The 22,016-nt window shown below is 67.6% G+C and carries 17 protein-coding genes and 2 pseudogenes; 8 read left to right on the top strand and 11 right to left on the bottom strand.

Annotated elements, in window-relative coordinates:
* The first annotated feature begins 197 nt into the window (after positions 1-197).
* Both KF791_03095 and KF791_03090 read left to right on the top strand, forming a co-directional pair.
* Positions 198-1,016 (top strand): prepilin-type N-terminal cleavage/methylation domain-containing protein, encoded by an 819-nt coding sequence (locus KF791_03095; GenBank protein MBX3731561.1) that lies wholly within the window; start codon positions 198-200, stop codon positions 1,014-1,016.
* Between the two features lie 10 nt (positions 1,017-1,026).
* On the top strand, positions 1,027-1,524 hold the full coding sequence (locus KF791_03090) for a hypothetical protein (GenBank protein MBX3731560.1): 498 nt from the start codon (positions 1,027-1,029) through the stop codon (positions 1,522-1,524).
* A 466-nt stretch (positions 1,525-1,990) separates the two neighbouring features.
* On the opposite strand, the gene KF791_03085 is transcribed toward KF791_03090, so the two are convergent.
* The 5 genes and pseudogenes from KF791_03085 to KF791_03065 all read right to left on the bottom strand — a co-directional run bounded on the left by KF791_03085 (position 1,991) and on the right by KF791_03065 (position 7,972).
* A complete protein-coding gene (locus KF791_03085; protein MBX3731559.1) occupies positions 1,991-3,448 on the bottom strand; it encodes an aldehyde dehydrogenase family protein in 1,458 nt (485 codons plus the stop codon).
* An 89-nt stretch (positions 3,449-3,537) separates the two neighbouring features.
* A complete protein-coding gene (gene tsaA / locus KF791_03080; GenBank protein MBX3731558.1) occupies positions 3,538-4,383 on the bottom strand; it encodes a tRNA (N6-threonylcarbamoyladenosine(37)-N6)-methyltransferase TrmO in 846 nt (281 codons plus the stop codon).
* Between the two features lie 470 nt (positions 4,384-4,853).
* Positions 4,854-5,090, bottom strand: a complete 237-nt coding sequence (locus KF791_03075) for a Txe/YoeB family addiction module toxin (GenBank protein MBX3731557.1) — start codon at positions 5,088-5,090, stop codon at positions 4,854-4,856.
* A pseudogene (locus KF791_03070) lies at positions 5,087-5,311 on the bottom strand (type II toxin-antitoxin system Phd/YefM family antitoxin). Before KF791_03070 ends, KF791_03075 begins: the two are co-directional and overlap by 4 nt.
* Positions 5,312-5,596: 285 nt before the next feature.
* Entirely contained in the window at positions 5,597-7,972 is a 2,376-nt protein-coding gene (locus KF791_03065) for a hypothetical protein (protein MBX3731556.1), read from the bottom strand.
* 157 nt (positions 7,973-8,129) lie between these two features.
* On the opposite strand from KF791_03065, the gene KF791_03060 reads away from it, so the two are divergent.
* The gene (locus KF791_03060) at positions 8,130-9,245 is read left to right on the top strand and encodes a histidinol-phosphate transaminase (protein ID MBX3731555.1); all 1,116 of its coding nucleotides are present in this window, start codon (positions 8,130-8,132) and stop codon (positions 9,243-9,245) included.
* Positions 9,246-9,275: 30 nt separating this feature from the next.
* On the opposite strand, the gene KF791_03055 is transcribed toward KF791_03060, so the two are convergent.
* On the bottom strand, positions 9,276-9,881 hold the full coding sequence (locus KF791_03055) for a DUF3313 family protein (protein ID MBX3731554.1): 606 nt from the start codon (positions 9,879-9,881) through the stop codon (positions 9,276-9,278).
* 476 nt (positions 9,882-10,357) lie between these two features.
* Between KF791_03055 and KF791_03050 the strand changes: the two genes are divergently transcribed.
* The 3 genes from KF791_03050 to KF791_03040 all read left to right on the top strand — a co-directional run bounded on the left by KF791_03050 (position 10,358) and on the right by KF791_03040 (position 16,045).
* Positions 10,358-13,117: a c-type cytochrome gene (locus KF791_03050; GenBank protein MBX3731553.1), complete on the top strand. Its 2,760-nt coding sequence runs from the start codon at positions 10,358-10,360 to the stop codon at positions 13,115-13,117.
* Positions 13,118-13,224: 107 nt separating this feature from the next.
* Positions 13,225-14,688 (top strand): hypothetical protein, encoded by a 1,464-nt coding sequence (locus tag KF791_03045; protein ID MBX3731552.1) that lies wholly within the window; start codon positions 13,225-13,227, stop codon positions 14,686-14,688.
* 4 nt (positions 14,689-14,692) lie between these two features.
* Positions 14,693-16,045, top strand: a complete 1,353-nt coding sequence (locus tag KF791_03040) for a DUF1080 domain-containing protein (protein ID MBX3731551.1) — start codon at positions 14,693-14,695, stop codon at positions 16,043-16,045.
* Here the strand turns inward: KF791_03040 and KF791_03035 are convergent.
* The 3 genes from KF791_03035 to KF791_03025 form a co-directional block, all read right to left on the bottom strand.
* On the bottom strand, positions 16,029-16,430 hold the full coding sequence (locus KF791_03035) for a DoxX family protein (protein ID MBX3731550.1): 402 nt from the start codon (positions 16,428-16,430) through the stop codon (positions 16,029-16,031). The two genes, KF791_03040 and KF791_03035, sit on opposite strands and share 17 nt — an antisense overlap.
* Before the next feature lie 97 nt (positions 16,431-16,527).
* The gene (locus tag KF791_03030; protein ID MBX3731549.1) at positions 16,528-17,709 is read right to left on the bottom strand and encodes a J domain-containing protein; all 1,182 of its coding nucleotides are present in this window, start codon (positions 17,707-17,709) and stop codon (positions 16,528-16,530) included.
* 96 nt (positions 17,710-17,805) lie between these two features.
* Positions 17,806-18,774, bottom strand: coding sequence for a hypothetical protein (locus KF791_03025; GenBank protein ID MBX3731548.1), 969 nt, complete (start codon positions 18,772-18,774; stop codon positions 17,806-17,808).
* A 152-nt stretch (positions 18,775-18,926) separates the two neighbouring features.
* Here KF791_03025 and KF791_03020 point away from each other — a divergent pair, with 152 nt between their 5' ends.
* Positions 18,927-19,529 (top strand): pseudouridine synthase, encoded by a 603-nt coding sequence (locus KF791_03020; GenBank protein MBX3731547.1) that lies wholly within the window; start codon positions 18,927-18,929, stop codon positions 19,527-19,529.
* A gap of 8 nt (positions 19,530-19,537) precedes the next feature.
* Positions 19,538-20,077 (top strand): hypothetical protein, encoded by a 540-nt coding sequence (locus KF791_03015; GenBank protein MBX3731546.1) that lies wholly within the window; start codon positions 19,538-19,540, stop codon positions 20,075-20,077.
* A 45-nt stretch (positions 20,078-20,122) separates the two neighbouring features.
* On the opposite strand, the gene rsgA is transcribed toward KF791_03015, so the two are convergent.
* Positions 20,123-21,226, bottom strand: coding sequence for a ribosome small subunit-dependent GTPase A (gene rsgA, locus KF791_03010; GenBank protein ID MBX3731545.1), 1,104 nt, complete (start codon positions 21,224-21,226; stop codon positions 20,123-20,125).
* A 560-nt stretch (positions 21,227-21,786) separates the two neighbouring features.
* A pseudogene (locus tag KF791_03005) lies at positions 21,787-21,987 on the bottom strand (prepilin-type N-terminal cleavage/methylation domain-containing protein).
* Positions 21,988-22,016: the final 29 nt, after the last annotated feature.

Here is a 22,016-nt window from a genome sequence, read left to right as displayed (position 1 = left end):
TCCGGACCAGCGACAGCGCCCTGACCGCGGCCGGAGGGTTCTGATGGAGGTCCATCCAACAGTTCGACCCCGGGATTGCGGGGGTGCTGGCGACAAGGGGGTGACGGCAGGGTCACGACCGCGCGGAGTTCGTCCCCCCGAAACAGGCAATGGGCGGAGGCAGGGAACTCCCTATGGTGGCCCGGTCGTTTGAAGCCATGCGCGTGAAGCATCCAAGGGGCGGGCGGCTCTTGCGGGTTGCCGTGTCGAGAGGCGGCCGTGCCTTCACGCTGATTGAGTTGCTGGTCGTCATCGCCATCATCGCGATCCTCGCCTCGATGCTGCTGCCCTCGCTGAGCAAGGCCAAGGCCCGGGCGACCGGCATCGCGTGCCTCAACAATCTCCGCCAACTGGCCCTCGCGACCCACATGTATTCCGGGGACAATTCGGAATGGCTGCCACCCATCCAGGCGCGGATCCCCGGAGGTGAGACGTGCTGGCGACCGTACCTGTTTGCCTACACGGGCCGGACGCCCGCGGTGTACGACTGTCCGGCGGAGAAGGTGGAGGTGTACGCTTCGGGCCGTCGGGCGGGCGTGAGGCAGGGACGGGGCAACACGGCGATTCTCGGGACCTTTGTGGACGCCGAGCTGGACATCCCCAGCGGCCTCGGCGGGGTGAATGTGCACTGGACGGCCGGGGGCGCGCGGCCGCCGTTTGGACGCCCGGCCGGCTACGAGGACAACCTCTGCCGATGGCCTCAGATCGTTGCCCCCTCCCAGCTCATCCTCTTCGGCGACGGTCACAGCGATGCCAACGGGGTTTGGCCGAGGGACCGCTGGTGGATTTGGAAGGAGCTTGGCGATGCGCGCAGCGCCGGCTTCAACCGGATTGCCCAGGGCGACAAGGGATCGGTGCGGCACGCGGGCCAGTCCAACTATGCCTTCGCCGATGGCAGTGGCCGCCTGATGAATGCCGGACGAATCCCGTGCAACACCAACGAATGCTGGTGGGCGGCGGAGGCGGACCCGCATTGAAGCGCCAAGCATGAGCCCCGCCCGGGACCAGATGTGGAAGCTGGTGACGGCCCTGGTCCTGCTCGCGGGGGCCGCCGGACTGGTCTGGAAATTCGTCCGATCAAATGAGGGGGTGTCGGAGAAGGCATTCTTCTATGACCTGAGCGAGCGCCGGTTGTTTGTGGCCGAGCGCGGCCTCGTGCCTCCCATCCGCGGGGTCAACGATGCGGTCGAGGATGGCGTCCGGGCCGTCGTCGTTTCCACGAACGGCCGTCCGGACGACCGGCGCACATGGACCATCGCCTACCTGGAGACCTCCACGCCGGAGTTGAAGCGTCAGCTCGACGCCGCCCGCGCCGCCGGAACCGCCCCGGAGTTGGGGCGCACGGCGGCCCAGGCGATGCGGCTGGTGCGGCGTCCAGGCGACGCGGAGTGGGTGTCGCTCGCCTCCCCGGAGGGCGAGCGAATCGTCACCGAATGGGTGACTGCCGGTACCGGCGACCGCCCACCGGTGGTGTGCACCCCGTAATCGGCGGTGACCCATCCCGGTGGGGCAACGCTCCGCGGAGCCGTCCGCGTGTGGGGTCGCCAAAGGTCCGGCTTGCGGCGACACGTACGGTTCGGCGGGAGCCTCACCCCACCGGGTCAAGGCCTCACCCCACCGGGTGAGATCCCCAGCCCATCAGACCACCCATCGGTCCCCCAACCCGGTGGGGATTCTCCCGGTGAGCCGTGCGCCCATGCAGTCCCCACCACGTCACCCCGCGGTCCCACGTACGGTTCGGCGGGAGCCTCACCCCACCGGGTTACCCCCCGGTAGGGCGACGCTCCGCGGAGCCGTCCGCGTGTGGAGTCGCCAAAGGTCCGGCTTGCGGCGACACGTACGGTTCGGCAGGAGCCTCACCCCACCGGGTAACCCCCGGTACGACGCTCCGCGGAGCCGTCCGCGTGTGGGGTCCCTAAAGCCCTGGCTATTGGTTTCGCCCCCGGCCCGCCTACACCGAGTAGTCCAGATACACCGACTTGATCCGGCTGTAGAAGTCGAGGCCGGCGGTGCCCTGTTCGCGGAAGCTGTCGGTGCTGCTGTGTTTCACGCCGCCAAAGGGTGCCTGGAGCGCGAGTCCGGTGCTGATCTGGTTCACTTTCACGACGCCGCATTCGATCCGTTCGGCATAGAGCATGGCCTTGCGGAAATCGCGGGTGACCAGGCTGGCGCTCAGCCCGTAATCCACGCCGTTGGCGACCGCGATCGCCTCGTCGAAGCTGTCCACCGCCAGCACGGCGACCACGGGGCCAAAGACCTCCTCACGGGCGATGCGCATGCCGGGCAACACCCCGCCGAGGACGGAGGGTTGCATGAACCAGCCATGCGCGAGGTCGCCGGTCTCGATCCGGGCACCGCCCCAAATCAGGTCCGCACCCTCGGCGCGGGCGTGCCGGATGGCCGCGAGATTGCCCTCGAGCTCGGACTGACGGACCGCGGGACCCATCTGGACCCCTTCCACCAGTCCGGGCCCGACTTTCCAGGATCGGGCGAGGGCGACGAGCTTCTCGGTGAACGACTCCAGCACCGGACGCTCCACGATCACCCGGCTGGTCGCAGTGCAGGCCTGTCCGGTGAGCCCGAACCCCGCGACCGCCACCAGCCGGGCCGCCAGATCCAGGTCGGCATCGGCCAGCACCAGGGTGGGATTCTTGGATCCCATTTCGAGCTGACACCGGAGCCGCCGCGGCGCCACGGCCTGATAGAGCTGCGTGCCGATGGCGTGGGAGCCGGTGAAGCTGAGCGCCTGCACGGCCGGGTGGGCGGCCACGGCCTCGCCGAAGGCGCGTCCCTCACCGGACACCACGTTGAGCACCCCGGGCGGCAACCCCGCCTCGTGCAGCGCCCGTGCGAGCTCCAGCGCCATGGCCGGGGCGGCGGAGGCCGGCTTGAGGATCACCGTGTTGCCGCACACGAGGGCGGGGGCCAGCTTCCAGGCGGGGATCGCGATGGGGAAATTCCACGGCGTGATCAGGGCCACCACCCCGAGCGGCTCGCGGCGCGTGATCAGCAGATTCTGGGGCAGGTCGTGCGGCAGGGTCTGGCCGCCCAGCGTGTAGCTCAACCCGCCATGGAAGCGGAAGATGTCCACGGCGCGCTGCACCTCGCCGGTGGCCTCGGCCAGCGTCTTGCCCTCCTCGCGCACCAGCAACTCCGCTAGGGCGGGCTTGCGGGACTCCAGGATCTGGGAGGCACGACTCAGGAAGCGTCCGCGGGCCACGGAAGTCTGCGCAGCCCACTTGGGAAACGCCTCGCTGGCCGCGGCAATGGCGGCGGCGGCATCCGCCGCGCCCCCCTGGGCATACTCGGCCACCGTCTCGCGACGATCGGCCGGGTTCTGGGTCGTGAAACGTCTGCCGCCGGCGGCCGGCACAAAGTCGCCGTTGATGAAGAGTCCGTAGGAGGTCATGACGCCCTCATCGTACCCGGGAATTCCGCACCGTTGTCCATCATTCCCTTGTCACATCCCGCGACGCTACTCCCGACGGGAAGCCGGGATCATCCGCCGCTGAGTGTCTGATCCGGCCAGCGATCGAGGAACGCCTCCTGGGCCTCCCGATCCGGAATCGAGTGCCGCGCCGGATCTTCCAGAAACCGTCGCGGATAAGCCGGCTCCAGGCTCCGGATTTCCACCGCGGTCTCCCGCACCGCAAACACGGCCCGCCATGCGCCACAGCCGATTACACGAAGCCCGGGACCGCGCGCGCGAATCCGCCGGCCGCGATGCACGGACGGATCCCGCGACAGCAGCTCCACCAGCCGCGGACGGAACTCCACCCCCCAGTGCGTGCGCAGCCAGTCCGCCTGCACCTGCGCATGGGAGTCAAAGGACACGGTGAAGCGTGGCGCCTCGCGATCCGCACGTTCCACGGACTCCGTCCAGCCGGCGTCCGCCAGCGGGAAGGCGTCGTACGCCGGGAGGTAGGGCTTGAGGTCCAGGACCGGGGTTCCGTCCATCAGGTCGCAGGGGCCCACGGTGACGTGGCGTCCGGAGACCGACACCAGGCGCGCCGCGGTGAGCCCGATGGGATTGGGGCGATGCGGGGAGCGGGTGGCGAAGACCCCCCGCCTGCGGGCGGGTCCGCGGGGTGGCAACACCAGCGGTCTCCATCCCTCATTGCGATCGAACCACGAAAGGATCCAGACCCGCGAGAATCCCGCCAGGTCGCGCAGGGCCTGCTCATAGCCGTGGCCCGGGAGGAGTTCGATCCGGTTTTCCTCGCAGACCGACTCGTCGGGCTGGTGCCGTGTATCGAACTTCACCTGTTTCGCCACGCGCAGGAACCCGATCGGACGCACGGTCAGGGTGCGTGCCCCATCGCCGGCCGCCGCATGGAAGTCCATCGCCGGAGAATGGCGGAACCCTCAACTCCCGGACAAGCGTCGTGGAGTGCGGCGGCCCTCCGCCGCTTTCGGTACGGGCCGGAGCGCCACCGCAGGGCGACGGATCATGCGGACGCCTGGCCCGAGCATGGGGAACGTCGAAGCGTCGCGTAGTTCCAAAACCGCGCGGGGGGCACCGTACTGCCCGGTGGGGCCCTTGCCTGGTGGGGCGAGGCTCCCGCCAAGCCGTACGGGTAACTCGTGGCCTGGCCTGTGGAGACTCCCCGCACGTACGGCTCGTGAGGACCCTCGCCCCACCGGTATGCCCACCGGGACTTCGCGGCGCACTGGACCGGCGCTTGGCGCCGGCCATCGGTGGCGGTGGTCCGAATCCGGCCCAACTCGGGAATTGGAAAATATTTCCGGCGCGCTCCGCGCGCTGCAGAAAAGGACTAAGGACCAAGGACCCAATGATCAAGAACAAGTCCAGCCTACTGTGCCGTGCGCTCCGTCTCGTAAATCTGATACACGAGACGATGCTGGATGTTGATGCGGTGCGAATACGCAGCCGACAGGTCGCCAACCATCTTCTCGTACGGCGGTGGTGTCTGAAAAGGACTCCTGGCGATGATGTCCAGGAGCCGCTGGGCCTGTGGCCGGAGGTTGGAGGACGCAATCTTCCTGGCATCCTTCTGCGCCTGCCGGGTGAAAACAACGGACCGGCTCACCGGCCGGGCTTGGAGGAGGCTTTGTCGAGCGGCTCACCCAGTCCCTTGCGAATGGAGTCACGCATTCCCCGAATGGAGAGGAGGTGCAGCGTCTCCTGGATGCTCCGCCAGTCGTCCTCGGACACCAGAACCGCATTGGAACGTTTGCCGGTGATCTGGATGGGTTCGTGAGACGCAGCGGCCGCGTCGAGAAGCTGATAAAGCCTCGAACGGGCTTGAGTTACCGGAAGCGAAGTCGTGGAAAAAACGTCCGTAAAAGCGTTCGTTTTGTCAAGCGGACCGCGCGCCGCAGCAGGTGCCGTTTCACCGCCGGATTGCGCAGAGCGCCGTGGAGTGCGGCGGCCCTCCGCCGCTTTGGTGCGGGGTGACGCGCGACGTCAGGGCGGCGGGTGGCATTACCGTACGGTGCCGTGGGACGTCGTGGTCGCGGACTTAAATGGGGCCGACGGGACGCCAGCCCTACCCGGTGGTGGGACGCCGCCGGCTTGCGCGAAGCGCCACCCTCCCTACGGGACCGGAACCCGCGAAACCGGCTTGCCCGGCACCTCGTGAATCGTCTGCTGGATCTCCTGCGAGACGCGGGTGCCGTCCGCAGCCTCAAGGTCCCACTTCAGGGACTGCTGCATCACCGGCCTCAGATCCTCGATGGTCAACGTCACGGTCCGGCCATCCGCACCCAGTCGCGCCCCGGAGATGTTGATGGTGTCGCGGCCCTTTTTCGAGGGGTCCGCCACCGAGACCTCCGGCGATCCATAGCCTTCGCTCCGCACGTAGTTCCATCGCTTGCCACTCCAGTTCTCCAGATCCTCGGCGGACGCCTTGTCGAGCGGCTGGGTGAAGGTGAGTTCCACACCGCCGGGGACGACACGCACCCCGCTCACGGAATACACGGGCTTGCCGGTGTAGCGGACGCGGTCAAAGCCGGTCTGCCGGGCGGCATTGCTCTGCCATTCGCTGAGTCCGGCGATGTAGAGCTGGCCGTCCGCGGGGCCCCAGCGTCCGCGCATCACCGAGCTGGTGAACCGCAGCGGGAACCGGGTGGCCGCGGCCTGCTGGCGGCCGTTGGGCAGCTCCTGGCGCATGACGAGGAACAGGGACGACTTGCCGTAGGACTGGTGCAGCAGCTCGCCCTGGTAGGGACCCCACCGGTCGCTGGTCACCCAGATCTGGCCGCCGCCCGAATTGTCGTAGTCGTTGTGCGAGAGCCACAGGATCGGCGGGGCAAACTGCTCCGCGACCTCCGGTGGCGTGAGATCATTGATCACCCCGTGAAAGGTCTGCCCGTCCACCCAGTTCAAGGGCGTCGTCGGCACCCAGGTGCCCTCGTTGTCCGACGTCGTCACCTGGCCGTCCGGACGCACCCCGATCCCGTTTGGCGCCCGGAAGCCCCGGGCGACGACCTCGAAGCGCGAGCCGTCCGAGCTCACCTTGAACAGGCAGCCGGCGTGCGAGCACACGGACCCGTTGCCGCGCGACGCGTTGCGGTCGCCGAATCCCCGTCCACCGCTGTTCACCGGATTGGCTTTCACGAAGTAAAAATTCCCGTCGCGATCCCGGTGCAAATCAAAGACGAACTCGTGGAATCCTTCGGTGGACATCACGTCATGGTTGAACGCCTCATATTCGTCAGCCTCGCCGTCCCCGTTCAGGTCCCGGAAGCGCGTGATGCCGTCACGGCCGCTGGTGTAGATCACGTCGTCCACGATCACGAGCCCCAGCGGCTCGTAGAGGCCGGAGGCGAACCGGGTCCACTCCAGGTTTTCCAGGGCATCGTCAATCCCGCGGACGATCCAGATGTCGCCGTCGTGGGTGCAGAACGCGGCACTGCGGCCATCGGGGAAAAAATCAAAGCCCCCAAAGCGGACCCGGCGGTTCCATGGGTTGGTATCCGGGGCGGTAATGGCATCCGTGACATAGGCGCCATCGGGCGTGGCACTGGTATTCAGCCGGCCCTGGACCGCGACGGATTCGGTCCATCGCCGCGGACCACCCTTGGAGAAGTCCGCAAGGTCCGGAGCCTGCGCGGCTGCACCGGCCACCGCGGCGGATTCGGCGGCCGGCCCGCTCCAGAGCGCGATGCGCACGGTTCCACCGGGGGCACCCTTGGGCATCTGCAGGAAGATCCGACCCTCGCGCAACGTGAGCCGGGCTCCGGCCGGCAGCCCGGCGGCACCGACGCGGACCGTGCGGTCACCATCCGCGACCGTGATTTCGTCGCCGGAGGCCGAGGATCCTGTGTCTGCCACATCGGCAAGCGCGATGGAGAACGCCTCCGGGATCTTCCCGTCGGCCACCGCGGGCTCGATGCCGAGGGTGCGGGTAAGCACCACCTGGTCCCCGATCTTCACGCTGCCGGGTTGCTCGGCAACCCGCGTGCCGCCAGCGACGGTGTATTTCAGGAGCACGTGGTCGCCGTGGACCGAAAGCCCGCGCCACTTGGCCACCGCGGCATCCATGGGGCCGAACGGCTCGGACCGCCGGTCGGCAAAGCTGCCGTCGGGCCCGGCCACTCCGGGACCGTTGCCCACGCCGAACACCTGGTTGCCCTCCATCTCCGGATGATGCCCGTGCGCGCCATCAAAGGCGACGCCGCGGCTGGTGATGAAGCCACCGGTCCAACCTGCGGCCATCCGGCACAAATCGGTGTCGAACAGCAGGGTGGCGTCGTTGCCGACCCGGATGGCGATGCCCTTCATCGCGGTGTTGCCCTCCGGCTGCGCCGCGCTGATGCAGGCCATCTGGAAGGGAAACGATTCCTCGAAGTACTTCGGGACAGGCTTGCGCTCCTGGGCGATGGACGGCAGCGCGAGGGCTGCGAGCAGGAGGGCAACCGGGAACCGGCGGGGCGGCAGGCGGCGGAGGTGGCGGTCGTGGCGGAACATGTCTCGAATGCGGGGTTCTTGAGGAACGGACCGCGCTCAGACTGCCCTCGATTCGCGCGCATTCAACCTCCGGCTTGTCGCGTCTGCACCCCCTCCGCCGGGGACCTCGCGAACGGATTCGCCTTTTTCAATGCGTGGGCGGATGCTGTCGCCTCGCATGAGTGCGCTCGTGTTCAACCCCCAGGTGACCGGTCTGCCGGTGTACGTGCCGGGGAGGCCGATCGAAGCGGTGGCCCGGGATCTGGGCCTTGATCCGTCGGCAATCATCAAACTGGCCTCCAACGAGAATCCCCTGGGGCCGTCGCCGCAGGCCGTGGAGGCCATGACCCGGGCCGTGCGTGAGGTGCATCTGTATCCGGACGGCGGCGCCATCCGCCTGAAGCAGGCCCTGGCTGCGCGCCTCTACCTGTCTCCCGACCAGCTGGTGCTGGGCAATGGCTCCAATGAGATCCTCGAACTGGTCGGCCATGCGCTGTTGCGTCCGGACGACGAGGTCGTGGTGGCCGAGTACTCGTTTGCGGTCTATGCGATCGTGACCGCCCTGTTTGGCGCCCGGCTGGTGACGGTTCCGGCGCATGGATTCGGCGCCGACGTTCCCGCGATGCTCCGGGCCATCACGCCCCGCACCCGGGTGGTGTTTCTGGCCAATCCCAACAACCCGACGGGCACCCTGATCACCCGCGAAGCCCTGAGCGGACTGCTCGCCGGCGTGCCGTCCCACGTGCTGCTGGTTCTCGACGAGGCCTACCTGGAATTCCTTGAGGATCCCCCGGACTGCCTGCCGCTGATCCGCGAGGGCACGCATCCGAACCTGCTGCTGGTGCGCACGTTCTCCAAGATCTTTGGCCTCGCCGGACTCCGCCTCGGGTACGGCATGGGCGTCGCGGAACTGATCGGTGGGCTGGAACGGCTGCGGCAGCCGTTCAACATCAATTCCGTGGCCCAGGCGGGGGCACTCGCCGCGCTGGACGACGTCGGGCATCTGGCGGCCACCCGCGCCAACAACCGGCTGGGACTCGGCTACCTGCACGCGGCGTTGTCCCAGATGGGACTGCAGCATGTGCCCAGCCACGCCAACTTTGTGCTCGCGAGGGTCGGGGACGGCGCCGCGGTGTTTGCCGCGCTCCAGGAGCGCGGAGTGATCACACGGCCGATGGCCAGTTACGGGCTCCCGGACTGGATCCGGATTTCCGTGGGACTGCCTGCGGAGAATCACCGATGCGTGTCGGCGCTCCGCGAGATCCTGGCCGACCGGGCCGTGGCCGGGGCATGACACCCCGGGAGAGGCTTCGAGGCCCCCTCGCTATCTGCCGGCGGCGTGGGCGTGGGCGTCGGCGATGGCTTCGGCCATGCGCTCCGCCCAAGAGTTGATGATTCCGCGGCCGCGCGCGTTATCCCACCACGAACCCAGCTGCGCGGGTGCCAGCTCGGTCTTCATGACCGCGGCCGCCTGAAACGCGGACGCCGAGTCCACGATGGAGCCCTCGACCGTCAAGCCGATCTGGCTGCGGGACCTGTACACGTCGGTGATCGCCACGCGAATCTCGCCGATCTCCCCAAAAGCCCGGGGAACGACCTCGAAGCCGCGGGATTCGAGTGCCCGGGTCACGGACTCCCGGATGAAGTCGGTCGCGCGGGCCTTTTCCTCTTCCGTGATCGGCCGGCCGTCGAATTCCGTGGGCAGGATCTGGATCGGGCCGATCATGAACTTGCTGTAGAGCGCGAGCCGGTTGGTGTTGACGAAGCGCCAGGTGGTCTCGTCCACCTGCCTGAGGTTGGAATAGTTGAAGAGAAAGCCCGACTTCTTCGGCGGGCGTGGCGTGCCGGCGCATCCGGTGGCGAGAATGACAACGGCGAGGGAGAGAACGGCGGTTAGAGCGGCGATGAGACGCGTCCAGCGGGTATTCATGATCGAGTGTTCCAGGGAGCCGGTCCGGGGCGGGATGGCCCGGGACCGGACGCGCATCGTGGCCGGAGGCCTCGGAGCTGTCACGACTTTCCAATTTCGTCGGTGGGCCACTGGGCGATTGGGGTTTGGCCGGGGGCCATAGCCTCTGGTGGGGCAAGGCTCCTGCCGAACCGTACGTGGGACTGCGGGGTGACGTGGTGGGGACTCCATGGGCGCACGGCTCACCGGGAGATTGCCCCACCGGGTTGGGGGACCGATGGGTGCTCTGATGAGCTGCGGGTCTCGCCCGGTGGGGTGAGGCTCCCGCCGAACCGTACGTGTCGCCGCGAGCAGGGCCTTTGGCGACCCCACACGCGGATGGCTCCGCGTACCCCCACCGGGATTGGAGGGCTTCGAGGGACGACGGGACATGGAATGCCCGGCGGCCCGTGGCACAACGCTCGACGCGCAATGGCCCTCCGCCCTAAACTCGAACCGTGTTTCGCCTTCCCAGAGTTCGTGCCCTCCGAAATCCGCGCCCGCGCCGGGCAACGCTGCTGCTGGTCCCGGTCCTCGCTGCCCTGACCGCTGGCGCCTCCGTGATCGTGCCGCAACCGGAGGGCAGCACGCTGGACACAGGGGAATTGTTGCTGGGTGAACTGAACTGCACTGCCTGCCACGCCGCCACGCCCGCCTCGGCGGCCCGCCTGGAGTCGCGCGCGGCGCCGCGACTGGGGCGGGACGGGCTGCGGCTGACACCGGGATGGATCCGCTCGTGGCTCGCGGATCCCGAGGGGACCAAGCCCGGCAGCCTCATGCCCGACCTGCTCCATGGCCTTCCGGAGGCCGGACGCGCCGAGGCCATCGAGGCCCTGACCCAGTTCCTGGTGTCCGTGCAGCCCCCGGGGCCTGCGGACGCCGTCAGCGCCGACCCGGCAAGGGCTGTCATCGGACGGCGGCTCTATCATTCGCTCGGCTGTGCGGCGTGCCACGCGCCATTGGAACGTGGCGAGGCCGGTGAACAGACGTTCGATGCGGCCCAGGCCGGCGCGGTTCCCCTTGGGAACCTTGCCCGGAAATATCCTGCCGGTGAACTCGTGCGGTTCCTTCGGGATCCGGGCGCCCACCGGCCCTCGGGCCGGATGCCCTCCCTCAGCCTGTCGGAGTCCGAGGCGACGGATCTCGCGGTCTATCTGCTCCGGGCCCAGCTGGACCTGCCGCCCGCGGACTCGGCGCCCGTCGCGGGCCTGCGCTGGGACTATTTTGAAGGGGAGTTCCGCAAATGCGCCGACCTCGTGGCCGCGTCACCGGTGGCCTCCGGGGTCACCAACCAGGTGACCGCGGAGGTCGCACGCCGCGATGCGCTGTTCGGTCTGCGCTTCAACGGCGGCATCGAGGTGCCGGCCGACGGGGAGTACACCTTTTGGGCCCGTTCCGACGACGGCTCCCAGGTGCTGGTGGATGGTCGGGTGGTGGTGGACAACGACGGGGAGCATGGAGCCGAGACCCGTTCCGGGCGCGTGGCGCTGACCGCCGGCTACCATCCGTTCCAGGTGCTGTTCACCCAGGTGGGTGGGGGCTTTGAATTGAAGGTCGAGTGGGCGGGACCGGGATTCCGGCGGCAGGTGATCCCCCCCGAGGTGTTCCGCCATTTCGCGCGGCCCATGCGTCCGGTGGACGATGTCCCGTGGGTCGCCGATGCCGCAGGCGTGGCGAAGGGGCGCGACTGGTTCGAGCGTCTGAACTGTGGGGCCTGCCATGCGGGTGCGGATCTGCCCCCGGGGCGGCCGGCGTCCGCCCTGGAAGCCCTCGCCTCGCAGGCCGCCTCCGGCTGCCTCGCGGATCCGGCGCCCGCGACGGTCCCGCGATACGCGTTGAGCGCGGAACAGCGCATGGCGCTGCGGGCCGCGACGAGCCGGTCGGGCGAGCTCGCAGCGCCGGTGGCCCCCGCCCGGCGGGTCGAGGCAACACTGACGCGGTTCAATTGCCTGGCCTGTCACGAGAGGGACGGCGTGGGCGGTCCGGTCGCGGGCGGCCGGGCGGACTGGTTCGAGGCGGTCGGCGAAGTGGATCTTGGAGATGAGGGACGGATCCCTCCGGCGCTCACCGGCGTCGGGGCAAAGCTCCGGCCGGAATGGCTGGCCCAGGTGCTTTCCGAGGGGTCCAAGGTGCGTCCGTACATGGCGACCCGGATGCCCGTGTTCGGTACCCCGCAAGTCTCCGGGCTTCCGGCGGCACTGCGTGCGGTGGACCGGCGGGCGGACGCTCCCGGGGCTCCTGCGGTGACCGATCGTGATGCGAAACTGGGTTGGAAACTGGTCGGCAACGACGGCCTGGGCTGCGTGGCCTGCCACACGTTCGGCAAGTTGGGTTCCCTGGGGATCCCAGCCCTTGGACTCGACACCATGGGACACCGGCTGGAGTGGGACTGGTTCCGAAGGTATCTTCCTGATCCCGCCGCCCTGCGTCCGGGCACGCGCATGCCGACGTTCTGGCCCGATGGACGGGCGGTGAATGACGCGATTCTCGGTGGTGACACCGACGCCCAGATCCGGGCCCTCTGGGCCTACCTCGCCGCGGGTGCCCGTGCCGAGGTCCCCGCCGGGCTCATCCGCGGACGCCAGGAACTCGTGCCGGCGGGCGAGCCCCTGATTTATCGGAACTTCATCGAGGGCGCCGGATCGAGGGCGATTGCCGTCGGCTATCCGGAGCGCGTCCACCTGGCCTACGATGCCGGAACGGTCCGCCCGGCGTTGATCTGGCAGGGCAGCTTCATGGATGGCGCACGCCACGCCGCCGGACGCGGGGTGGGCTTCGAGCCCCCGCTGGGCGATCATGTGATCGCCCTTCCGGACGGGCCGCCGCTGGCCGTGCTGACCGATCCATCGGCGCCCTGGCCGTCGGCAACCGGTGCCGACGCCGGCTACCGGTTTCTCGGCTACCGCTTTGATGCCAGCCGCCGCCCGGTTTTCCGCTACACGTTTTCCGGCGTCACCGTGGAGGAGTCCTTCGAGCCGCGCCCCGGCGAGGTGGACATGACCCTGGTGCGCACCCTGCGCCTCACCGGAAGCGCCCCCGGTCCGATCTGGTTTCGCGCCGCCGCCAGCGACGTCGAGGCGAATCCCGACGGGACCTGGACCGTGGGCAAGCAACTGCTCCTCCACCTGGAAGGAGATGGACGTCCCGAAATCTTCCATGGCGAACTCCGCGTCCCGGTCCGCGTCCCGGGTGTCCTTCGCGAGGAACTGACGTGGTAGCCACCCGTCGAGAACGAAATCTGGATCAAGACGAACCGCAATCGCCCGCCCCCACTTCGACCTGGCCCGTCCCCTCCAGGGATCAGGGCTCAACCCATCCTCGACCCATGCCCACCCGCCTCCTCCCCCTGTTGCTCCTGCCTTTGTTCGCGGCCGCCGCACCGTCCCAAGCGGAGCGCGAAGCGACGTATTATCCGCTGGTACCGATCCCGATTCCGGAAGGCATCGTCCTGGAGGCCGGTGCCATCCAACTGCTGCCCGACCAGCGCCTTGCGGTGTCCACACGACTGGGGGACATCTACATCGTCTCCGGCGCCTTTGATGATCCGCCCGACCTCGTGACCTTCACACGGTTCGCGTCGGGTCTCCACGAGGTGCTTGGGCTCTGGCGCTCACCCGACGGCTGGATTTACGCCACCCAGCGCGGCGAGGTCACCCGGTTGAAGGATGAGGACGGGGACGGCCGGGCGGATCTGGTCGAGACCGTGGCGGACGGCTGGGGCATCAACGGCGATTATCACGAATATGCGTTCGGATCGAAACCCGACCGCGACGGCAACATCTGGGTGGCCCTCTGCCTCACCGGTTCCTTCAACAGCGAAAGCCTCTACCGGGGCTGGGCCCTCCGGGTGACACCCGACGGCCGGGTTCTCCCCACAACCAGCGGCCTTCGATCCCCCGGCGGGATCGCCACCAACTCGGTGGGGGACATGTTCTACACCGACAATCAGGGACCGTGGAACGGCACGTGCTGGCTGAAGCCCCTCACTCCGGGGGGCTTCGTCGGGCATCCGGGCGGGTTCCGGTGGTATGGGCAGGCGCCTCACTTGGGGCCGGCACCCAGGGAACCCGAGAGCGGCGGCCGCATCGCCACCGAACGCGCCCGGATTCCGGAGCTGGTGCCGCCGGCGATCGCGTTTCCGTACAACAAGCTTGGGCAGAGCGCATCCGGCATCGCCAATGACCACACCGGGGGAAAATTTGGCCCGTTCACCAACCAGTTGTTCGTTGGCGACCAGACGTGGAGCATTGTGATGCGCGTTTTCCTCGAGCAGGTGAACGGCGTGTACCAGGGCGCGTGCTTTCCCTTCCGCGAGGGATTCGGCTCGGGATCCCTCAGCCTGGAGATGGCACCGGACGGGTCCCTGTTCGTGGGAGGCACGGACCGCGGCTGGGGAGCCCGCGGGGGCAAGCCCTTCTCACTGGACCGCCTGCGCTGGAGCGGGCGCACCCCGTTTGAGGTTCATGAGATGCGGGCGCGTCCGGATGGCTTCGAACTGACCTTCACGGCGCCCGTGGATCCCGAGACCGCCGGTCGCACCGCAGCGTACGACTTCGAGAACTACACCTACATCTTCCAGTCCAGCTACGGATCCCCCGAGGTGGATCGGGCGAAGCCGCCCATCGAAGCCGCCCTCGTTGCGCCGGACCGGCGGAGCGTGCGCCTCCGCGTGGCCCTGACTCCGGGTCACGTGCACGAACTCAAGCTGCCCGGGGTTCGTTCCGCGGATGGCGAACCGCTCCTGCATCCGGTCGCCTACTACTGGCTCAACGAAATCCCGGCCCCCTGAAACCATGAACGAAATATCCGGAAAATCCCGCGTCCACCATTCCGGTCGTGGACTCCACCGCGCCCTGGGCCATGCCCTCCTGTGGACCCTGACCGTCCCCCTGCTTCACGCGGCGGACTTCGTGCCGCTCTTCAACGGACGCGATCTTTCCGGCTGGGTAAACGTCAATTGCGCCCCCGGCACCTGGACGATGACCAACGGCGTTCTGCATTGCACCGGGGTGCCCACCGGCGAACTGCGGACCACGCGGATGTACCAGAATTTCATCCTCGAGCTGGAGTGGCGCCATTTGCGTCCGAAGGGCAACGCCGGGGTGTTTGTCTGGGCCGATGCACTGACCGCGCGCGGGCAACCCTTCATCCGGGGCATTGAGGTCCAGGTGCTCGACGGTCTGGAGGGCGACGGGTACACCTCCGATGGCGACATCTTCCCCATCCATGGCGCCCGCATGACGCCCCTCAACGGCCGCGGCGGAGACCGGGCGTTTCCGACCGAGAAGCGGATGAAGCCGTCCCCGGAATGGAACCACTACCGCATCGAGTGCGTGGATGGAAACATCAGCCTCGCCGTCAATGGCAGGATCGTCACCCGCGGCACAGACGCCTCACCCCGCAAGGGATACCTCTGCCTCGAGTCCGAGGGATCGCCGGTGGAGTTCCGAAACGTGAGGATCCGGGAACTGCCGGCTGCCACCGCGCTGGACCCCGCCCATATCGCCCAACCGGACGAGGGGTTCCGTCCACTCTACAACGGGCTCGATCTGGCGGGCTGGCAGGAGACCCCGGATGTGCTGCGCCACTGGAAGGCGGCAGACTGGATCCTGGAACACGACGGTGGGCGCGGCGACACCGAGCCCCACCTCTGGACCGTGGAGGAATTCGGCGACTTCGTGCTGATCGCCGACTGGCGCTGGACCGGGACGCCGCGGGAGGCCGACCTTCCGGTGATTCTTCCCGATGGCACCATTCCCCGGAATCCGGACGGCACCCCACGGACGGAGCGCGTTCCCGATGCGGGCGACAGCGGCATATACCTCCGCGGCAACGATCGCAGCCAGGTCAACATCTGGTGCTGGCCGGCGGGATCCGGTGAGGTCTATGGGTATCGTGAGGACCCCACGATGCCGGCGCACGTCCGCGCCGCGCTGACGCCCCGGGAGAAGGCCGACCGGCCGATCGGCGAATGGAACCGCTTCGTGATCACGCTGCGTGGAGACCGGCTCACGGTTGAGCTCAACGGACGGACCGTCATCGAAAATGCACAACTCCCGGGCGTGCCACCCAAAGGCCGGATTGCGCTCCAGCACCACGGCGCCCCAATCCAGTTCGCCAACCTCTTCATCAAGCGCCTCGACTAGCCCGGGTCACCAAACCTGCGAATGCCGGCCGTTCCACCCAAAGGAGGAAGAGGGAGAGCAGCGCCATGATGAGGATCGAGGGGTTCAACAGTCCCTCACCCCGCGTGACGAACACGTGAAAGGCCACGATGTTCAGCAGGATGGGCCCCAACACCAGGAGACCGATGTTGCGCGTCCGCGGCACCGCCACCAGCACGCCGCCCACGACTTCGAGAACTTTCACGAAGGTCAGGTAGCCGGTGGGGACAAAGGCGGCCATGAAGTGTGCCGCGGGCGACCCCTCCGGCATGGCCTCGGCGGGCGCCAGGTTCAGCAGCACCACGATGCCGGCGCCGGCAAACATGATGCCCAGGAGAATGCCGGCGACGATCGGCAGATACTTCATGGGCTCAGGGTCTGCCAGAACCGGGAATGCAGGCAAGTCCCGGAACCGACAGGTGCAGGCCGCGGGGTCGCCCCGGATCCCGGGGATGACCGCACCGCTAAAAGAGCCAGTCGCCCTGGGTGTCCATCCATTTCCGGAAGTCCGCAATCAGCTGCCGGACCTCGTGGGCGGCGTCCGGAGTTGCCAGGGCCCCTGCCGATTGCTGCATGACCTGGATCTCGAATTCCAGCTCCCGTCGCAGACGCATCGGATCCAGACGCGCCAGTCCGGGGATCCCCGGCCCATACCGGGCGAGTGCGGCAAATCGCCGTTGGTGTCCCACCGATCGCAATTCGGTCTCCAGGGCCGCCACCTGTCCCTTGAGGATCGTGTTGTACACCCGGAGTTTCTCATCGGTCAGCCGGGCAACGTCCGTCTGTTCCCTCTGGATCCACTCCAGCTCCAGGCGCAGCATCGCGTGGAGATCCTTTTCCTTGTAGGCGGAGGTCAACTCCTTCATCGCCGCCTCCTTGCCGGCGCGTTGCTGGGGATCCGGCTCGAGGTCGGGATGCAGCAGCTTGGCGAGCTGCTTGTAGAGGGCTCCGAGGTCCCGCTCGCGCGCCTCTTCCTGGGCCCGGGCACGCTCGGCCGCACGGCTCGGACGCCTGGACCGGGCCTTGGAACCGTTCCCGGACTTCAGGCGTTCCTGATCCTCCATCTGCCGGTTCAGTTCCCAAAGCGTCTCCTCAAGTTCCTCCGGAGTCATTCCCATCCGGAATTTCGACAGATCCACATCGTACCCCATCTGCGTCATTTGCACCTCGGACAGCACCTTGAGGACGTCCAGCAGGGAGTCGGGGGCATCAGTGTCCATGCCGGGTTCGGGACGCTGATCCACCTCCACGCGCAGCGCCTCAAGGTCTGCATCCTGAAGACCTCCCTCCACGTCGGCGATGTGAACGAGGTGATGCCGGATGAGTTCGCGAAGCGTGGCACGCTGCCGGCGTCCGGGAAGCGCCCGGACCTTCAAGAACGGGCGCAGCCGTCTGACGATCTCCTTCCGGAGCCCAAGCGCCCGCTGCTCCAGGGGATGCAATTCGGCGGAGTAAAACGCCAGCAGGTCATTCCACAGTCCGGTCTGCCGTTCGATTTCCCGACGCAGCCGTTCGATCCGCCGGACGCGACGGTTGAACTCCGCCTGCGCCCGGGACAACGGCGCACGCGCCGGCTTCCGAAGCACCAAGTCGCGGGTGCCGGCCCGATGGGTCGCTCCCCCGTCTTGCGGCGGTCCCGGGTTCATTCGGGAATCTTCAATGGAGGAGTCGGAGATGCCGCAAGGCAGTCCCCGCCGGAAGATCCAGCGACCCGGCAAGCTCGCGATGTCACGAGCATCGGACTATTTCAATTCGTGATCCTGGACCTTGACCCCTTTGGCGAACTGATTGAATCCAAACATGCGGGGCTTGAATTCGCCCACCGGGTCCACGTCCGCGCGCGGGGGTACCGGGAGGCCTGTGAGATCGTACGTCGCATTGACGAACAGGCGCCGCAGATCGGCGCTCTCCAGATCGGTTGCGGCACCAATGGTGGAACACAGGATCCGCGAAACCTTGCCATCAGAACCCCGGTAATCGCGCAGCCAGACCAGCGGCATCAGGGCCTTCTTCAGGTTCGGCGGGTCCGTGGGATTCATCCCGGTCAGGGTCATGCCGTGCATGAGCACCACGGCATCGCCGGGAAAGTCGGCGTTCACCCCGTACACATCGGTCGGTCCCCAGACATCCACGACGTCCGTGAGGATTGCATGCTTGCGGTTCTTTCCATCCACCAGTCCCCGGGCCGATTCCCTGCCGTGATCGCCATGGTGGAACGTCCACGTTTCGCCCACCACCCGGCCGCCGAAACCGCCGTCCGGAGCCGTCCACGAATACACGGCATACGGGCTCTGCTTGTTGCGCTCGTAGTTGAAGGCGTGGGTCGCGGTGCGCAGGACGATCATCGGGCGGCCCGAGTTCAGGTAGTCCACGAAGTGCTTCATGTCCGCATCGGGCAGCTCACGAAAGCGGAACTGGTTCACCACCAGGTCGGCATCCCCGAGGAGGTGCATGCCCGGGACATTGGTCGAGTTGTTGGGGTTGATCGTGCCGTCGGGATCCTGCGAGAACAGCACGGTGGCCTGAAATCCATGACGCTGACTCAGGATCTTGGCGAGCTGCGGCAACCCCTCCTCCGACCGGTATTCCTCGTCGCCAGCCAGCAGCACAACCTTCTTCCCGTTGGCCTTTCCAGCAGGCGGCTCATAGGTGACCCACTGGACCGGTTGCGCCCCAAGGCCCAAGGCGGTCAGGAGTGACAAGGCAAGCAGGCGGGCGAACTTCATGGACGGCAGCCTACCGGCCCCCGCGCCGGAGTTGAACGCGAATCTTCCAACAGAATTCCGGCGGCAGCGCGATCGGAGGCCGTCCGGAGCCGCTTCAGCGGCTTGGCGGATGCGACGACATCCGGTCCAATGCCTGCGTGCTGCTGGCCTTCCACAAGCCGTATGGCGTGTTGTCCCAATTCACCCGGGACGGCTCGCCGCACCGCACACTCGCCGGGTTCGGGCTGCCCCCGCACGTGTATCCACTGGGTCGTCTGGATGCCGATTCCGAGGGCCTCCTGCTGCTGAGCGACGAGCCCGGACTCAACACCCGGTTGCTGGATCCCCGAAATGCGCATCGGCGGACGTACTGGGTGCTGGTCGAACGGATCCCGGACCCGGGAGCCCTCCAGGCAGTGGCCCGCGGCGTGGAGCTCCAGGGGCGGCGGACCCGTCCGGCCCGGGCATGGATCCTGTCGCCACAACCTGTGGTGCCGCCGCGCGACCCGCCCGTGCGATTCCGACGCGTGGTCCCGGATTGCTGGATTGGGGTGGAGTTGACGGAAGGGCGCAACCGTCAGGTGCGCCGGATGACCGCGGCGGTGGGGCATCCAACGCTCCGGCTGATCCGCACCGCGATCGGAGCCCTGCCGCTGGGAGACCTCGCGGCCGGCAAATGGCGCAGGCTCGGACCCGCGGATCGGCGTCGGATGCTTGCCGGGAATCCGGCCGTGGTTGACTTGCCACAGGCATCTGGATAACTGGCCCGATGCATGTGAATTCCCGCCTCCATCGCCTCCTCGGGTCCGTCCTCCTCCTGAGCACGCTTGCGGCCGCCGGGGCCCCGGTTTCGTTCCCGGTGGGTGGACTCAACTTCCAGCGTCCGGAGGGATGGACCTGGATTGAAAGCACCTCGGCGATGCGCAAGGCCCAACTGGCCGTGCCGGGAACCGGGGGATCGCCCGGTGGGGAAGTGGTGTTCTTCCATTTCGGGCCGAACGACGGCGGCGGCGTCAAGGCCAACGTGGACCGATGGCTGGGGCAGTTTCAGGAAAAAGGGGATGCATTGAAGTCCAAGGTTGAGGAGCTCCCGGTTCGCGGCAAAACCCTGACGCTCGTCCGGGCGGAAGGCACCTACCTGAGCGGGCTGCCCGGCGGTCCCCGAACCCCGGTCCCGGACACCGTCCTTCTCGGTGCGATCGTGCCGGGTCCCGAAGGGGCGGTGTTCATCCGCTTCACCGGCCCCTCAAGTCTCGGAGGCTCGGTGGAGCCCGTGTTCCGCAAGATGGCGGAAGGCGGGATTCCCTGAGCCATTGCCGCGAGTTGCGGGAGGCCTGAAGGGTTGCATTCGCGCCTATTCTGCGCCGTCAACGTCCTCCGCGCCCGGACGGCGCTTCTTGGCCTTCTGGGATTTTGGGCGGGTGGGGGAACGCGCCTGCTCCTGTCGGCGGCCCGCAAGCGCCAGTCGTTCGACATCCAGCTTGAGGTACGCGTCGTACCGGGCCCTCGGAAGGCTGCCGAATTCGACCGCGGAACGGACCTCACAACCCGGCTCGCCACCGTGGCGGCAATCCCGAAACCGGCATCCGGCCGCCAGTTCCAAGATCTCCGGAAACGCCTGGGCAAGCCCTTCCTGGTCCGACCACGCTTGGAGCTCCCTCAGCCCGGGAGTGTCCACCACGAGCCCGCCTCCCGGGAGCGCGATCAGTTCCCGCCATGTGGTGGCATGACGTCCCTTGGAGTCGGATTCCCGAACTTCAAGGGTGGGCAGCAGGGGCTCACCGCAAAGGCAGTTGATCAGGCTGGATTTCCCGACGCCGGACGATCCGATGAAGGCGACGGTCTCCGAAGGACGGATCGCCGCCGCCATGGCCTTGATGCCCAGCCGGCGACGAACGCTGGTGATGAGGACCGGTGTCCGCGCACAGACGGCCGACGCGCGCGCGCGGAGTGCCTCCACGTCGGGGCACAAGTCCGCCTTGTTCAACACGACGATGGGACGCACCCCGCCGTCATGAACCATCATCAAGAACCGTTCCAGGCGGCGGGGGTTGAAATTCCCGTCGAGCGACTGAACCACGAAGGCCAGGTCCACGTTGGCGGCCAGCACCTGCTCGCGGGTCTCGCGTCCGGCCACGCAGCGGGCAAGTCGTGTCCGCCGGGGCAGGAGGTGGCGGATGACCCCCCGGCTCTCTCCCGGCAATCGCGCGAGCGCCACCCAGTCTCCAACCGCCGGCAGCGCCGAGGCTTCCCCGGCCATGTGAAACAGTCTGCCGGCCAGGGTCGCGGACACTTCGCCTGCCGCGGTGATCACGCCATACCGCCGGCGTTCCTCGTGGGCGACCCGGCCCGGAACCAGCGCGGGATCCTTCAGGTCCGCAAAGGCCTGCGCATGGCCGCCGTCCCAGCCAAGCCGGCCGAGATCGCCTTCCGCAGGTCCTGAATCCGGGGCCGTCAATCGGAGTTGCCCAGATCCTGCGACAGCTCCAGCCGGCGCCGAAACTGCTTTCCGGGAATCCATTCGGCGTGGCCGTCGCAAAAAACCGCGTTGTAACCGTCCCCCCGGTGGTTGTCCCAGACATCCGGCCGGTCGTTCAACCCACGGGCCACCCCGTTGTACACCCCGCCCTCGTCGGCATCCACGAAGATCCAGATATTGGCCGGTCCGGGCACATCCCCCTTCTGCAGCCCGAACCGGGGAGAGGAATAGTGGCGGACGTAGGTCTGCACGTTTTGCGACGTCTTGGGGACAGCCCCCGCCGATTCCGTGCCAATGACCCGCATGTGTCCGTAAATCTCGTAGCTGTACCCGTTGGTGTCGCGGTTGGGGGCGACATCCTTCAGGTCGATCAGCGACGTGTACTGGTTGAGCCGTCGGTCATACTCGCGGTTGGTGCGCACCACGTTGCGCGTACTGGGGCAGAGGTAGGTGCGGACCGACGGCACGTAACGGGGGTACAGGAAATTGATGTCGTCGTCGAGGTAGCTGGTCAGCGGTGTGAACCGGCCGTTGCGATCCTCGTCCGAGTACATGATGCAGCCATAACCCATCTGTTTGATATTGTTGAGACACGAGATCCGCAGGGCCCGCTCCTTCGCCTTCGCCAGCGCCGGCAGGAGCATGCCGGCGAGGATGGCGATGATGGCGATCACCACCAGGAGTTCGATGAGCGTGAAGCCGCGGTTGCGGCGGGGAGAGGGGACGGCGCGATCGCTCATGAGGTCAGCCCGCAATGGTGGGCCATCAA

It is taken from the genome of Verrucomicrobiia bacterium, from assembly GCA_019634635.1.
In the GTDB taxonomy this organism is placed as follows: Bacteria; Verrucomicrobiota; Verrucomicrobiia; order Limisphaerales; family UBA9464; genus UBA9464.
This window is presented reverse-complemented; position numbering and strand designations above follow the sequence as displayed.

Excerpts from the sequence above, each read along its gene's own strand:
- KF791_03095 (MBX3731561.1), top strand. The coding sequence starts at position 198 with ATGCGCGTGAAGCATCCAAGGGGCGGGCGGCTCTTGCGGGTTGCCGTG.
- KF791_03090 (MBX3731560.1), top strand. The coding sequence starts at position 1,027 with ATGAGCCCCGCCCGGGACCAGATGTGGAAGCTGGTGACGGCCCTGGTC.
- KF791_03085 (MBX3731559.1), bottom strand. The coding sequence starts at position 3,448 with ATGACCTCCTACGGACTCTTCATCAACGGCGACTTTGTGCCGGCCGCC.
- tsaA (MBX3731558.1), bottom strand. The coding sequence starts at position 4,383 with ATGGACTTCCATGCGGCGGCCGGCGATGGGGCACGCACCCTGACCGTG.
- KF791_03065 (MBX3731556.1), bottom strand. The coding sequence starts at position 7,972 with ATGTTCCGCCACGACCGCCACCTCCGCCGCCTGCCGCCCCGCCGGTTC.
- KF791_03060 (MBX3731555.1), top strand. The coding sequence starts at position 8,130 with ATGAGTGCGCTCGTGTTCAACCCCCAGGTGACCGGTCTGCCGGTGTAC.
- KF791_03055 (MBX3731554.1), bottom strand. The coding sequence starts at position 9,881 with ATGAATACCCGCTGGACGCGTCTCATCGCCGCTCTAACCGCCGTTCTC.
- KF791_03045 (MBX3731552.1), top strand. The coding sequence starts at position 13,225 with ATGCCCACCCGCCTCCTCCCCCTGTTGCTCCTGCCTTTGTTCGCGGCC.
- KF791_03040 (MBX3731551.1), top strand. The coding sequence starts at position 14,693 with ATGAACGAAATATCCGGAAAATCCCGCGTCCACCATTCCGGTCGTGGA.
- KF791_03035 (MBX3731550.1), bottom strand. The coding sequence starts at position 16,430 with ATGAAGTATCTGCCGATCGTCGCCGGCATTCTCCTGGGCATCATGTTT.
- KF791_03030 (MBX3731549.1), bottom strand. The coding sequence starts at position 17,709 with ATGAACCCGGGACCGCCGCAAGACGGGGGAGCGACCCATCGGGCCGGC.
- KF791_03015 (MBX3731546.1), top strand. The coding sequence starts at position 19,538 with ATGCATGTGAATTCCCGCCTCCATCGCCTCCTCGGGTCCGTCCTCCTC.